Source organism: Streptomyces sp. NPDC038200, assembly GCF_055600785.1.
On record NZ_JBVJYH010000032.1, the window covers coordinates 41,020 to 54,366 of the forward strand.

At 70.6% G+C, this 13,347-nt stretch carries 12 protein-coding genes; 2 read left to right on the forward strand and 10 right to left on the reverse strand.

What is annotated here, in order from left to right; all coding sequences use genetic code 11:
• Window positions 1-174: 174 nt before the first annotated feature.
• From ACZ7KF_RS39080 to ACZ7KF_RS39120, 9 genes are all read right to left on the reverse strand, one after another.
• Entirely contained in the window at window positions 175-483 is a 309-nt protein-coding gene (locus ACZ7KF_RS39080) for an SCO5918 family protein (protein ID WP_471086566.1), read from the reverse strand.
• A 51-nt stretch (window positions 484-534) separates the two neighbouring features.
• Entirely contained in the window at window positions 535-939 is a 405-nt protein-coding gene (locus ACZ7KF_RS39085) for a CBS domain-containing protein (protein WP_471086569.1), read from the reverse strand.
• Window positions 940-985: 46 nt separating this feature from the next.
• Entirely contained in the window at window positions 986-2,470 is a 1,485-nt protein-coding gene (locus ACZ7KF_RS39090) for a DEAD/DEAH box helicase (protein WP_471086572.1), read from the reverse strand.
• 345 nt (window positions 2,471-2,815) lie between these two features.
• On the reverse strand, window positions 2,816-3,019 hold the full coding sequence (locus ACZ7KF_RS39095; protein ID WP_003973099.1) for a cold-shock protein: 204 nt from the start codon (window positions 3,017-3,019) through the stop codon (window positions 2,816-2,818).
• 373 nt (window positions 3,020-3,392) lie between these two features.
• Complete coding sequence (locus ACZ7KF_RS39100) at window positions 3,393-4,118, reverse strand: peptidylprolyl isomerase (RefSeq protein ID WP_471086574.1); 726 nt, start codon at window positions 4,116-4,118, stop codon at window positions 3,393-3,395.
• Window positions 4,119-4,386: 268 nt separating this feature from the next.
• Window positions 4,387-5,094 carry a CBM20 domain-containing protein gene (locus ACZ7KF_RS39105; protein ID WP_471086577.1) on the reverse strand — a complete coding sequence of 236 codons (708 nt, stop codon included), beginning with the start codon at window positions 5,092-5,094 and terminating at the stop codon, window positions 4,387-4,389.
• 795 nt (window positions 5,095-5,889) lie between these two features.
• Complete coding sequence (locus tag ACZ7KF_RS39110; RefSeq protein ID WP_471086580.1) at window positions 5,890-7,362, reverse strand: amino acid adenylation domain-containing protein; 1,473 nt, start codon at window positions 7,360-7,362, stop codon at window positions 5,890-5,892.
• Complete coding sequence (locus ACZ7KF_RS39115) at window positions 7,359-7,589, reverse strand: phosphopantetheine-binding protein (RefSeq protein ID WP_471086583.1); 231 nt, start codon at window positions 7,587-7,589, stop codon at window positions 7,359-7,361. Before ACZ7KF_RS39115 ends, ACZ7KF_RS39110 begins: the two co-directional genes overlap by 4 nt.
• An 80-nt stretch (window positions 7,590-7,669) precedes the next feature.
• Entirely contained in the window at window positions 7,670-8,590 is a 921-nt protein-coding gene (locus tag ACZ7KF_RS39120) for a cytochrome P450 (protein ID WP_471086586.1), read from the reverse strand.
• Between ACZ7KF_RS39120 and ACZ7KF_RS39125 the strand changes: the two genes are divergently transcribed.
• Window positions 8,589-8,789, forward strand: a complete 201-nt coding sequence (locus ACZ7KF_RS39125; RefSeq protein ID WP_471086589.1) for a hypothetical protein — start codon at window positions 8,589-8,591, stop codon at window positions 8,787-8,789. The genes ACZ7KF_RS39120 and ACZ7KF_RS39125 overlap by 2 nt on opposite strands.
• Before the next feature lie 47 nt (window positions 8,790-8,836).
• On the opposite strand, the gene ACZ7KF_RS39130 is transcribed toward ACZ7KF_RS39125, so the two are convergent.
• Window positions 8,837-11,971, reverse strand: coding sequence for an amino acid adenylation domain-containing protein (locus ACZ7KF_RS39130; RefSeq protein ID WP_471086592.1), 3,135 nt, complete (start codon window positions 11,969-11,971; stop codon window positions 8,837-8,839).
• A 258-nt stretch (window positions 11,972-12,229) separates the two neighbouring features.
• Between ACZ7KF_RS39130 and ACZ7KF_RS39135 the strand changes: the two genes are divergently transcribed.
• Window positions 12,230-13,345, forward strand: a complete 1,116-nt coding sequence (locus ACZ7KF_RS39135; protein ID WP_471086595.1) for a zinc-binding dehydrogenase — start codon at window positions 12,230-12,232, stop codon at window positions 13,343-13,345.
• The last annotated feature ends 2 nt before the right edge of the window (window positions 13,346-13,347 follow it).

Below are 13,347 nucleotides of genomic sequence, written 5' to 3' on the forward strand. Positions count from 1 at the left end.
GTCTTCGACGCCCCCGTGAAGGAGGACGGGCCGCCCACGCGTCTGCACTTCGATGTCATCCGGATCCTGCAGGGCAACGGTGACGGGAACCCGCTGCACACGGTGTGGGCCCGACCGGCGTACCGGTCGGGCCCACACTGCTGCTCAGGTGTCGGCTCGTGTCTGTTTACCCGATCAGGTAGTGACGGGGGTGCCGAGCATCGCGGAGGCGTGCTGCATCGGGCTGAGAATGCCCAGGGGTGCTGCCTTGGGAACGGCGCGGCAGGTGAAGCCGAGCGCAGCCATGGCCCGCAGGACTTCGGTGGCGCTGAAGTCACGGCGGTCCTGGCGCGTGATGACCTGGCCGACCTGCTTGACGGGGTAGTGGCGGCGGCCGATGATCACCGATTCGCCGGTGACCGGTTCGGGCTTGATGCCCTTCATCGATTCCAGCACGCCGCCCTTGGTGAGCTCGAAGGGGAAGCGGGCGATGACGCAGCGCATGTGGCCTCACAGGGAGAAGGAAAGAACGGTCCGACCAGGGGGCGAGGTGTTTCAGCGGGAGAGGGCCAGGATGCCCGGGGCGCTGCCTTGCTCGTCGACCACCGGCAGGACACCGAGCCGACGGGTGCGCATCGCGTGCTCGGCTTCGGCCATCGTGATCACGGGTGAGGCGAACGAACCGTGGTCGCCGAGGATGTCGCGCAGGCGGACACGGTCCGTGTAGTCGGAGCGGTCACGGACGGCGGCGAGTTCGGCATGGGTGACAAGGCCGGTGCACTGGCCGTCCTGGTCGCAGACGACCAGTCGGACCGTGCGGGCGGCGGCCATGACGGCCAGCGTCACCTCGACGCTCATGTCGTCACAGACCTGCGGTCCGGCCGCGTCCATGACCCCCACCCTGTCCTGTGCGCGGGGTCGGCGTCCGCCGGGCAAGGACTGTGTCTGAATCAGCGTCAAAAGGTGCCTCCTGCAGAGATGGGCCGGCTTCCTGATCACGGCAGTTCTAGGCCACCGTGCCGAAGCCGGACTGGCGTCCGGGGGTGCGCCTGGTCGCCGAGGCGGGGCGACGGCGGCCTCGGGAGGTGGTGCTGCGCTTGGGGCGTTCGACCACCGGTGCCGTGATGACGACCGGGATGCCGGACGGGGCCTGGGCGCCGGTGATCCGGCTCAGGGCCTCGTCGCCCGAGCGGATCTGGGTGGTCTGCGGCCGGATTCCGGCGTCCGCCATCAGGCGGACCATGCCTCGGCGCTGGTTCGGCGTGACCAGGGTGACGACGCTGCCGGACTCGCCGGCGCGGGCGGTACGGCCGCCGCGGTGGAGGTAGTCCTTGTGGTCGGTCGGCGGATCGACGTTGACGACCAGGTCGAGGTTGTCGACGTGGATGCCGCGCGCCGCGACGTTGGTCGCCACCAGCACGGTGACGTGCCCCGTCTTGAACTGCGCCAGCGTGCGGGTGCGCTGGGGCTGCGACTTGCCGCCGTGCAGCGCGGCGGCCCGCACCCCGCTGTTGAGCAGGTCCTGAGTCAGCCGGTCGACGGCGTGCTTGGTGTCCAGGAACATGATCACGCGGCCGTCGCGGGCGGCGATCTCGGTCGTGGCGGCGTGCTTGTCGGCGCCGTGGACGTGCAGGACGTGGTGCTCCATCGTCGTGACCGCACCGGCCGACGGATCGACCGAATGCACGACGGGGTCGGTCAGGTAGCGGCGCACCAACAGGTCGACGTTGCGGTCCAGGGTGGCGGAGAACAGCATCCGCTGCCCCTCCGGGCGCACCTGGTCGAGCAGCGCGGTGACCTGGGGCATGAAGCCCATGTCAGCCATCTGGTCGGCCTCGTCCAGCACGGTGATGCCCACGTGGTGCAGCCGACAGTCGCCGCGGTCGATGAGATCCTTGAGCCGGCCCGGGGTCGCGACCACGACCTCGGCTCCGCCGCGCAGCGCGCCGGCCTGCCTGCCGATCGACATGCCGCCCACCACCGTGGCCAGCCGCAGTCGCACGGAGCGGGCGTACGGGGTCAGCGCGTCGGTCACCTGCTGTGCCAGCTCACGCGTGGGTACGAGGATCAGCCCCAGCGGCTGACGGGGCTCAGCACGCTGCCCAGCGGTACGCGCGAGCAGGGCGAGGCCGAAGGCCAGGGTCTTGCCGGAACCGGTGCGGCCGCGGCCGAGGACGTCACGGCCCGCCAGGGAGTTCGGCAGCGTCGCTCCCTGGATCGGGAACGGTGCGGTCACACCCTGCCTGCCGAGTTCGGCCAGCAGCTGCTCGGGCATGTCGAGATCGGCGAAGCCCTCAACGGCGGGCAGCGCGGGGGTGATCGTCCTGGGCAGCGCGAACTCACCTTGCACTGCGGCGGGCCGACGGCCGTAACCGCCGGAGCGGACGGGCCCGCCGGTACGACGCGGTGCCCGCGAGCCATGGCCGCTGGCGCCCCTTCCGGCGGCGGCACGGGCGCGGGCGGAGCGGTCGTTCGTGTACGTGCGGTTCATGCGGAACCTTCCTCGATGTGGCACATATCAAGGAATTCCCGCCGCGATGAATGGCATGGAGAATTACAAGTATGGACCGGTGGCAAAAGAAAGCAGAGCCGGCCGACGGAAACATCCGTGGGCACAGGTGCTGAAATAGGTGAAGCGATGGGGACCTTGAGATCCGGGCGCCCGCTGCGATGCAGCGCTTCAGGATGCGCCTGCGCCCTGAGGGAGGAACCGCTTGTGGTGGTACTGCGGATTCCTCCGGGTCGTCCCGCGGGTGAAAGCCGCTGCGGGATACGCGTGCAGCTGGGGCCCGCACCCCGAGGGATGCGGGCCCCAGCTACGGATTGCGCGTGAGCGTCAGGCCGGAACGATGTTCTCGGCCGTCGGGCCCTTCTGGCCCTGCGCGATGTCGAAGTTCACCTTCTGGCCCTCGAGCAGCTCACGGAAGCCCTGCGCGGCGATGTTCGAGTAGTGGGCGAACACGTCGGCGCCGCCACCGTCCTGCTCGATGAAGCCGAAGCCCTTTTCCGCGTTGAACCACTTCACGGTACCAGCAGCCATGCCATATCTCCTTTGGGGCAGTGCATCGGCATCCGCGCTGCGCGGACGCCGTGTCGCCGCGATGATTACCCCGCCCGGAAATGACCGGAAATACAGAAGTCCTCCCGCCCGGCAGAAGCCTGGCGAGGGCACTTGAAGTTTTGGGAACCACAACTGCAACTGAGATAGACAGTAGCACGCCGAAGCCGCCCGTGTGCGTTGGATAATTCTACTCTGCTCTTCGCGGAAAAAACTCCGGCTGCGCGGCCCTCCAAAAACTGATCCCTCGGGAACAGATATTGATTCACTCGGCGTTCCCGATGTTCCAGCCCCCAAGGGCTCCTGCAGAAGTTATGGAGTGGACACCGAAGATCACCTTGCCGAGTCAAGTCCATCAGGACCGGCAGGACGGCCGGACGCTGAGCAGTTCGGTCCTCAGCACGGGCGTGCCGTCGACAGGCGCCGGGTCCTGCGCAGTTGGCTCGATTCCGCCGGCAGCGATCTTGTCGAGCGTCTTCAGGCCGGCGGCACCGACCGTGCCGAACACCGTGTAGTTCGGTCGCAGCGCGGAGTCGCCGTAGACGACGAAGAACTGCGAACCGTTCGTGTTCGGTCCGGCGTTGGCCATCGCCAGCAGACCGCGCCCGTAGAGGCGACGGGTGCCGGTCGGATCGCTCGGTGCCGGCGGCAGGTCCACGGGCAGCTCGTCCTTGTACGCGTACCCCGGCCCACCCTCGCCGGTGCCGGTCGGGTCGCCGCACTGCAGGACCTTCAGCGTCGGATACGCCGTCAGCCGATGGCACACCGTGCGGTCGAAGAACCGGTGCCGCGCCAGGTGCACGAAGCTCTGGACCGTGCACGGCGCCTTCGCCCGGTCCAGACGCAGCGGGAGCGGGCCCTGGCTGGTCCGGACAGCCGTACCGGCCGAGCCGTGGCTGGGGGTGTGCCGCGGGTCGGGCGGCAGGGGAACCCGCCGCGCCGCCGGCTCGTCCGGGGTCTGGGTGTACTGGCAAGGACCATGCGTGGATCGCGGCGGGGCATCGTGAGCGGAGGCGGTGGTGCTGCCCCCGGACACGACCAACGCTGCTGCCGCCAATGCGGTCATGAGAGCTCGGTTCATCCTGCACACCCTCCAGAAGATCGCCGGATTTCGGAGCGGTCGCAGCCTAAAGCGCGGCCCGGCAGGCGAGAACCCGCCCGCAAGCCACATCCGCCTCCCAGCCTTGGGCCCGCGGCCGAGGGCCACTGCGTCCGGGTGCGGCACAGCGTCGGCCGGCCGATCACGGCGTCCGCCCGGTGCACGACGGTGGCGTGTCGGCTTCGTGCGGCGTGGGCCGGTGCCCCGGGCTCCCTGGGCGCGACGGGGGAATACTGCGGGCGCCGGGACGTCAGCGCCAGATGTCGTTGAGCGTCACAGCGCCGGTGGACGTGGTGAAGACGGTGCGGTTGTCGCCGTTCTCCCAGGTGACCGTGCCGTCGGGGTTCTTCTTCAGGTACTTGTACTGCACGGCGGTATGGGGCGGCAGCTGGTGGGTGCGGGCCCACAGCGGGTAGGTGGCGGAGTCGGTGGTGAGGGGGAGCGCCTTGGCCGGATCCCAGGCACCGAGGTCGGCGACGTTGCCGGAGACGTAGAGGTTCTGGCCCCAGGTGGTGGCGGCGGTGGCGTGGAAGGTGGTCATCACGGGGGTGACGTCCCAACGGTCGTCGTTGCCCGGCCCGTTCTGGGAGACGGTCAGGGTGCGGTTGGGAATGCTTTCCCAGGTCAAGATGCCGGTGGGGGAACGCTTGATGTACTTGTACTGCACCGTGAGGCCGGCGGGCAGCTGGATGCTGGTTGACCAGTGCGGGTAGGCGCTCGCCGTGGTACCCAGGGGGACGGCCTCGGCCGGGTCCCAGGCACCCAGCTGCGGGGCGCTGCCGGACACCAGGAGGGTCTCGCCTTCGGTGGTGGCCTGCACGCCGAAAGTGACGGAGACGTCCTGTGCCGTGGCCGCTCGGGCGCGGGGAGCCGTGACGGCGAGCAGGCCGGCGAGGAGCACGCCGAGCATCAGCACCGACCGCCAGGCGGACGGAACCCGAGTACGTGTCGAGAACATGTCACTCCTTGCGTGGTGGGAAGCGGCCGCGGGGCGCCGCTGCGGACGGACGCGGACTCGTGCCCGCCATCCGCGCACATCCCAACACAAGTTGGAGTCGCGTGGTGACTGAAGGTGCCTCATGCGTTCAATGCAGCATGCGTTTTGGCCGCACAGCCCGAATTCATCCAGGCCCTTCATTTAAGGGTTGAACAGAACGACGGGCATCCAGGGGAGGAACCCCTCCGGCTGGCCGACCGGGCCCGCAGACCTCCGGGAGCCTCTTCGCGCCGACGTCCGCAAGCCGTCTCCCGGCTGCGGACCGGCCTCACCGACGCCATCCACCCCTTGCGCAAGATGACGCAAAAGTCGTCATGCAGAGAGCGATCTAATCGAACATGTTGGCGATTGTGCGGCGTGATCCCGTAGCTCTCGACCGGAAACCCGTGCACACCGCGAGGAAGTGACGGTAGTGCCCAGCCGAAACTTGCTGCAATTTCTTTCATCGAAGGGTTCGCGCTGAGCATCGGCGGACTGATCAAGCACGCCGGACGGTGCGAAAACTTCTGGACCGACCTCGCCCTCCGGCAGCAACGCGGGCCCCAGCGACAGGCGGACGATTCGCCCCGGACGAGACCGAGCGTCGGTCCGCAGCAACCACCGGTCGACTGATCAGGCCCCGTGCCGGCTGTGGCTCGACCCGGCCGGCTCACATCGGCGATTGCTCGGTCAGACCCCGGACCGGGTAACGCTGCTCGCAGCAGCTCGCGTGCTGGAGGGGGCTTGCGGGCGCGCCACAACCGGTGGGCGTGGGGTTCAGGGGGTGCGCAGGAGAGACGCTCGGTCGATCTTGCCGTGCGGCGTGAGCGGAATGCCGTCCACGAAGACGTAGTGCGGCGGCACCATTTCGGCGGGCAGGTACCGGCCGGCGAACTCCTTGAGCACCGGGGCCGAGAGAGGCTCCGCACCGTGCGGGTCCCCGGCCACATAGGCGGTGAGGGCGGCCCCGTCCCGGTCCCGGTCGACCACGACGTCCCGCACCCCGGGACACCGGCCCAGCACCGCCTCGATCTCCCCCGGCTCCACCCGCACGCCGCGTACCTTGATCTGCCGGTCGATCCGCCCGAGGAACTCCAGCTCGCCCTCGTCGTTCCGGCGCACGAGATCACCCGTGCGGTACCACCTCCGCTCGGAGCCGGCGAGGCGCACGAAACCCCGCTCGGTGGCCGCCCGGTTCCGCCAGTAGCCGAGGGCCAGGCAGGCGCCGCCGACGAGGAGTTCTCCGGCGGCACCGGTCACGGCCTCGCGCTCGCCGTCGAGCACCAGGGTCCGGGCCGGGCCGATCGCCCGGCCGATCGGGACGGGGCCGGTGCTCGTCGGCGCCACCTCGTGGCTGGTGGCGACCACCGTCGTCTCCGTGGGGCCGTAGTGGTTGACGAAGCGCCGCAGGGGGTGCCCGTCCCCCAGGCGCAGCCGGTCCCCGCCGGTCAGCAGGCAGCGCAGCTGTCCGAAGCGGGTGCCGTGCCGCAGATACGCCTCGGCCAGCGGTGTCGGCAGGAACGACAGGCCGATGGCCTGTTCCCGGTACCAGTCGCCGAGTTCCCAGGGCGCCAGCTTCAGTTCGTCCGGCGCGAAGTGGACCGACGCCCCGCGACAGAGGTACGGCCAGATCTCCCACATGAAAGCGTCGAACGACATGGCCGCGATCGACGAAGCCCGGTCCGCGGGCGTCACGTCGTAGGTGTCGCCGTGCCACCGCGCCAGCAGCGCGAAGGACTCGTGTCCCACGAGCACGCCCTTCGGGACCCCTGTCGACCCCGAGGTGTGGATGAGATACGCGCTGCCTCCGGGCGCACCGGGCGCCTCCGGTTCCAACGCGGCGCAGGCCGCCAGGTCGATCACCCGGGGCACGCCGGGCAGGTCGGTGTCCGCGACACCGGCGGAATCCGCGACGACGGCTTCCGGAGCGGCATCGGCCAGGATCGCCTCCAGCCGGCCGCGCGGCATGCCGGGAGGCAGCGTGAGGCAGATGCCTCCCATGAGCCAGATGCCGAGCTGGGCGGCCGGCACGGCGACGCCGCGCTCCAGATGGATCGCGACCACGGCACCCGGCCGGACCCCGCTCCGGGTCAGGGCGAAGGCGATGCCGGCGGCTCGTTCCACCAGCGCGCGGTACGTGGTCGACTTCCCGCCGCCCTCCAGGGCCGGCGCATCGGGCTGCCGGCGCGCCTGCTCCAGGACCATCTCCGCGACGGAGCCGATGCCGTCGCGCCCCGTCGAGGTGTTCACTCGCTCTCCACCGCGACACAGGCCGCCGCCACCGCCTCCGCGCGGGCGTCCGTCAGGAACTGCCGTGCCGGGACGGTCATTCCGTACTCGCTGCGCAGCAGCGAGATGACCTCCATGACCAGCAGGGAATGGCCGCCGATCTCGAAGAAGTCGGATTCCGCGCCGACCTCGGACGTGCCGACGACCTTCGCGTATGTCTCGATCACCGCATCGAGCGAGTTTTCCATGTCGTTTTCTCTTTCTTCACGTGTCTCTCGGAGAACTGAGCGAATGCGTCCGTGGAAGGTGGGCCGCCGGGCACCAGGGGTCAGGAGAGCCGGACGTGGGCGGATTCGAGTTTCCGGTAGCCGGTACCGACCGCCCACCGGACGGATTCCGGGGAGAGCCGGGCCGCGGGAAAGGCGGCCGTCCACTCGGAGATCGCCGTCCGCGCGGCTCTGCGGGCCGTCGGGGCGCCGAGGCAGTAGTGGAGGCCGGCGCCGAAGGCCACATGCCTCTGCTTCCGCGCGAAGTCGAGGACGTCGGCGTCGGCGGAGTTCCGCCAGTCCCGGTTGGCCGCGGCCAGCAGCACCAGCATGCGGTCGCCCGCCCGGATGGTGTGCCCCTCCACGGTCAGGTCGGACAGTGCGACCCGGGGGACCTGGGGGACGGGCGTGTCGAAGCGCAGCAGTTCCTCGACGACCGCCTCGGGTTCGGCCTGTCCCGCGGCCACGTCCTTGTAGAGACCGGGTTCGCGCAGCAGGTGCAGCAGCCCGGTCGCGATGAGTCCGGCCGTGGTCTCCTGTCCGGCGAAGGAGAGGAGGTGGGCGGTGTGCAGGTAGGCGTCCTCGGGCGCCGCCGGGTCGTCGCCGACCAGGGGGAACAGGGCGCTGTCCGGCGAGAGGTCCGGGGCGAGCGCACGGTAGAGGTCGTCGAGCCGGGCGACGGCGTCGGCCGCCTGTGCCGCGCATTCCCGCTTGTGCGGCAGGGCGAGGAAGCCCGCGATCGTCCCCATGTGCACGGCCGCCGCGGACACGACGTCGGCCGGCACGTCGAGAACCCGGGCGAGCACACCGCTGGCGACCGGGGTGGAGAAGTCGTTGGCGACGTCCACGCAGTCGAGCGGGCGGATCCGTGCCAGGTGTGCGGCGACGACGTCCTGGAATTCCTCGGCCAGGCCCTCCACGCGTGTGCGGGCGAAGAAGGACTGCAGGGTTCGGCGGAGCCGGGTGTGACCGGGTGGATCCATGAGCATGAACCAGCCGAGCAGCATCCGTTCCAGTCGGGGGAATGCGCGGGCGGCCGAATCCCCGGTGCTGAGCCGAAGCCAGTCCGAGGACACTTCCGGCGAACGCAGCACGGTGTGCACCGCGTTTCTTCCGGTGATCACCCAGACTTCCAGCATGTCGTCCCAGAACACGCTGGAAAGCTTCTGGAAATTCTTGTAGACAGGGTAAGGATCTTCCCAGAACGAAAGCCCCACGGCCGCTGCTCCCTAATAAGCTGTGTGACGTCGTGCGGTGGTCTCGTAGTCGGTGACCACCTCTGCGAGGAGCGTGTGGTAAGCCGTCCGCACGGCGTGGACGGTCCGCGCGGGAACGCGTTCCGGCTGATGGTCGAACGTGACCCGCACCGTGCCGTCGGGCCGCGGCCAGGCTTCCACGACGAGTTCGTGCATGGAGCGTGGATGTCCGGCCTCGAGGCCGGTGACGTGGCAGTCCGGGAGGTCGAGCGTCTCCTGGTCGACGTCCTGAAGGGCGAACATGGTCTGGAACAGCGGGTTGCGGTCCGAGCGGGCGGGCCGGACGGTTCCGACCACCTCGGTGAAGGGCACGTCCTGGGCGGCGAACGCCCTCGTCACCATGTCGTGGGTGCCGAGCAGCACCGACGGGAAGTCCTGGTCCAGGCCGTGGAACGGGACGCACAGCGTGTTGATCAGGCAGCCCACGAAGCCGTCGGCCGAGGGGATGTCGCGCTTGGCGACCGGTACGCCGATGCCGAACCCGTCCTGCCCCAGGGTCCGGTGGAGTGCCGTGGCGTAGGCGGCCAGGAGCAGGGTGAACAATGTCGTACCGGATTCGACCGCCGCTTTTTCGAGGGTTGCGGCGTCCGCCGCCGACAGCGAGAAGGACGCCTCGGCGCGTCCGAGGGCGGGGCCCGGTGACTGCGGTGAGCGGCCGAAGACCAGCGGCGGCAGCCCGGTGAGCGCCTGCGACCAGAACGCGAGCTGCCGTGTCACCCGGTCCGGGGGCAGTTGCAGCGCGCGTTCCCGGACGACGTCCGCGAGGAGGGCCGGGGCGCGGCCGAAGTCCGGCTCCTCCCCCGCTCGGCGAGCCGCGTAGGCGAGGGCCAGCTCCTCGCGGAGGATCCGCTGCGACCAGGCGTCGAAGGCGACGTGATGGACGCAGAGCGCGAAGAAGTGCGTGGCGGCGCCGGCGACGGCGGCGCACCTCCACACCTCTCCCCTCTCGATGCTCAGCGGCGCGAGCACGTACTCCCTCAGCCGGCGGACGGCTTCGGCCTCGCCGGCCGCCGCGGGCAGGACGTGCAGGGAGGCGGGCGCGTCCGCTGCGCCCACGACCGCACGAGGTCGGGGTACGGCCGGGTAGGCGGCTCCCAGGGCCTCATGGCGCCGTCCCACGTCGTGCACGGCCTCGGCCAGGGCATCGAGGTCCAGGGGTCCGTCGATCCTCCAGAAGGAGGGGCAGAGCGGTGCCAGGTCCTCGGGGTGGAATTCGTGCGCCATCGCGAAGCCCGCCTGCATGCCGAGGAGTTCCACCGCCCCGTGCGGCGAGGTGTCACCCGGACCCGCCGTCCCGGGCCGGGGCGCGTCCGGTCGCGAGCGGCGCAGTTCGTCCAGGAAGCCGCCGAGCGTCGGGTGGGCCATGATCAGCGAGATGGGGACGGGTGTCCCCAGACGCGCCCCCAGTTTGGTGCACAGCCGGCCGGCGTCCAGGGACGTGCCTCCGAGCGCGAAGAACGACGCGTCGGACGCCACGCTCTCGCGACGCAGCACCTCCGCGAACGCGGACCGGACGACGGCTTCCAGCCGATCGCGGGCTGTCGCGTCGTGTGCCGCGGCGGACGCGGGCGGAGGGGGCAGCGAGGAGGCCAGTCGCCGGTGGTCGATCTTGCCGTTCGCGGAGAGCGGGAAGGCGTCGACGTGGGCGAAGTGGTCGGGGACGAGGTGCCCCGGAACGCGAGCGGTCATGGCGCGGCGGAGTGCGTCGGGCCGCGGGTCCGCCGGGTGCTCCGTGGTGTAGAAGCAAGCGATGCCGACGCAGCTGCCGTTGCCGTCCGTGCGGGGGACGGCGACACACTCCGTCACGCCCGGCGACTGCCGGACCAGCGTCTCGATCTCGGCCAGTTCGACGCGGTGACCGCGGAGCTTCACCTGCCGGCCGACGCGCCCGTGGAAATGGAGCACTCCGGCCGCGTCGGTGGAGACCAGGTCGCCCGTACGGTACATGCGCTCCGCGGGTCCCGGACCGCCGGCCCGGACGAAGCGTTCCTCGGTGAGTGCGGGTTGCCCGAGATAGGAGAGCGCCAGGCCGTCCCCGGCGACGTACAGCTCGCCGGGCTGTCCTGTTCGGCACGGCTTCCCGTCCCGGAGCACCCGCAGCCGCCGGCCGGCGACGGCCCTGCCGATGGGGATGCCGCTCTCGCGTGAGCAGTCCTCGGCCGTGATCTCGTGCACCGTCGCGAAGACCGTGCTCTCCACGGGCCCGTAGCCGTTGACCACCGTGATGGTGGGATGGGCCGTCAGGAACCTGCGCACATGCCCCGGCGAGAGGCGTTCGCCGCCGATGAAGAGGTGCTCGAGACCGGTGAAGCAGCCCGGGTCCTCCTCGACGAACATGTTGAAGAGCGAGGCGGTGAGCCACAGGACGTTCACCCGGTGGTCGGCGACCAGCGTCCGGAGCGCGGGGGGCAGCAGGTAGGGGCCGTCGATCAGGACCGACGTCCCGCCGGACAGCAGCATGCCCCACAGTTCGAGACTGAAGGCGTCCCAGGGCAGGGCGGCGGCCAGCGGCATGGCGGCCCCCGGCGCGAAGCCGCGGAACACCGGGTCGGCGAGGAGGCTGACGGTGGCCCGGTGCGGTGAGACCACCGCCTTGGGCACGCCGGTGCTGCCGGAGGTGAAGAAGACGGTGGCCGGGGCTTCGGGGGAGACGGCGGGTACGGCTGGAGGTGTGGGCCGCCGCTCCGCCCGCTCGACGGGCGGGGGGACGAAGACGGGGAGGTCCCACCGGGCCGTCCCGGTCGTCACGACGACCGGCGCGGCCAGCAGCCGCACCAGCTCCTCCTGCCGGGCGCGAGGCCACTCCGGGGCGATCAGCGAGTACGCGGCGCCGGTCTTGAGGACGGCGAGTATCACCGCGACCAGCTCCGCCGAGCGCGGCATGACGACGGCGACCGTGTCACCCGCTGCCGCGACTCCGCGCCGCGTCAGCTCCCGGGCCCAGGCGTTCGAGACCTCGTCCAGGGTGCGGTAGGAGTAGTGCCTTCCCCCGTCGATCAGCGCGGTGCGGTCTCCCTGCTCCCGTGCCCGCGCGGCGAAGGACCCGCACAGGGTGCCGCCCCGGCCCATGGTCCCCACGGGTCCCGGCGGCGTCGTCTCGCTCGTCATCTGCCGGTCGTCCCGGACGAACCGTGCCTCGCCGTTCCCGCCATGCCGCTGACTCCTCGTGCAGTCGGACCGTCATCACGCCAGCTCAGAACGTAGGTGGCACAGCTTTCGTCTCGTTATCGCGCACGCTTCGCGCCCCGGTGTCCCGGTGCCCGGGAGCGAGCGCCCCGTCGGACGACTGATACGGCGTCGATAATGCGCGCCCCTAGGGTCCCTGCCGCAGCCCTTCCTCGATCCGGTCCTGAGTAGTGGATGGAAATGTCTGACGTTCTCCCCAAGACCTCCCGGTCCGTAGTTCTGCGTGCATTCGGCGAGCCCCTCGCCCTGGAAGAGCTGGACGTCACCGAGGTCGGCCCCGGGGAAGTCCAGGTCAAGGTGGAGTACGGCGGGGTCTGCGGCACCGACGCGCACCTGTGGAGCGGACGGCTGGACATCCCCACGCCCGTGGTCCTCGGCCACGAGGGACTCGGAACGGTGGAGCGGATCGGTTCCGGCGGGCTGCGTGACGCCAACGGCGACCTCCTGGGCGTCGGCGACACCGTCATGTGGGCGTCCTCGATCTCCTGCGGTACCTGCGTCCCCTGCCGTATGCACGAGGAACCCACCCTGTGCGAACGGCGCACCACGTACGGCGTCAACATCCCGGTGCCCAACGCCCCCGGCCCGTCCGGTTCGTGGTCGGAACGCATGGTCCTGCGCGCCGGCACCAGCCTGGTCAGGATCCCGGCGGGCGTGGACCCGTCGGCGGCGATGTCACTGGCCTGTGCCGGGCCCACCATGGTGCACGCCCTGTACGGCCGACGCCCCGTCAGGCTCGGTGAGACGGTCGTGGTCCAGGGCAGCGGACCGGTGGGACTCGCCGCCGCCGCCATGGCACACCTGGCCGGAGCGGCCCGGGTGATCGTGGTGGGCGGCCCCAGGGCACGCCTCGCGGTCGCCGAGGGCCTCGGTATCGGCGACGTCCACCTCGACATCGTCGACGACCGGGACGCCGCATCCGTCCTCGCCGAGGTCCGCGCGGTGACCGGCGGCTACGGCGCCGATCTCGTCATCGAGTGCGCGGGCGCTCCGGACGCCATCCCCCAGGGCATCGCCATGGCGCGGCGCGGCGGCTCCTACCTCGTCGTGGGGCAGTACACCGACCGCGGCGAGATCGACATCAACCCGCACCAGCTCGTCCACCGCCAGCTCTCCCTCTTCGGCTCCTGGGGCTTCACCGGTGCCCATCTGGTCGCCTACGTGAATCTGCTGCCGGCTCTCAGCGCACGGTTCGACATCAAGAGCCTGGTCACCGAGTACCCGATGACGGAGTGCGAGGAGGCCCTGCGGCACGTGGGCGCCGGCTCCGTGCTCAAGGCCGTGCTGCGCCCGTAGCC